1 protein-coding gene is annotated in these 345 nt (G+C 59.7%); it reads right to left on the bottom strand.

All coding sequences use genetic code 11. The annotated features are described in order from the left end of the window. Nucleotides 1-127: 127 nt before the first annotated feature. On the bottom strand, nt 128-345 hold a 218-nt coding region (locus tag EN807_RS36190; protein WP_210240022.1), incomplete at its 5' end, for a hypothetical protein.

Below are 345 nucleotides of genomic sequence, written 5' to 3'. Positions count from 1 at the left end.
GGAAAAGCCGGTCAGCGCCTCGAACTCGATATTGGCGGTCATGCCGCCGAACTCGGGCGAGAACATCGAGCCGGAGCGCAACGCGCGCACTGTCGGGATCGGGTCCGGCTTGATGGTGACACCGGGGTCAAAACAAAGATTTAAAGCGCGTCGCCCGAATCCGTTTCCGGGCGACGCGCTTTAAGGCGCAAAAGCCGGCCGCTGTGGACAGCGAAAGAACGCACTTGCGCTCTTTTCGCGGGCGGCTATGCCCATTATAGAGGCCCAGTGCGCCGGCTTGGGGTCGGCGTAGAACAAGGTCGGCATATTGAAAACGATTTTCGTCCTCAACGGTCCCAATCTCAA

This window comes from Mesorhizobium sp. M5C.F.Ca.ET.164.01.1.1, assembly GCF_004792125.1.
Classification (GTDB): domain Bacteria; phylum Pseudomonadota; class Alphaproteobacteria; order Rhizobiales; family Rhizobiaceae; genus Mesorhizobium; species Mesorhizobium wenxiniae.
The sequence above is the reverse complement of the archived record's forward strand: the minus strand, read 5'-3'. Positions and strand labels throughout refer to the sequence as shown.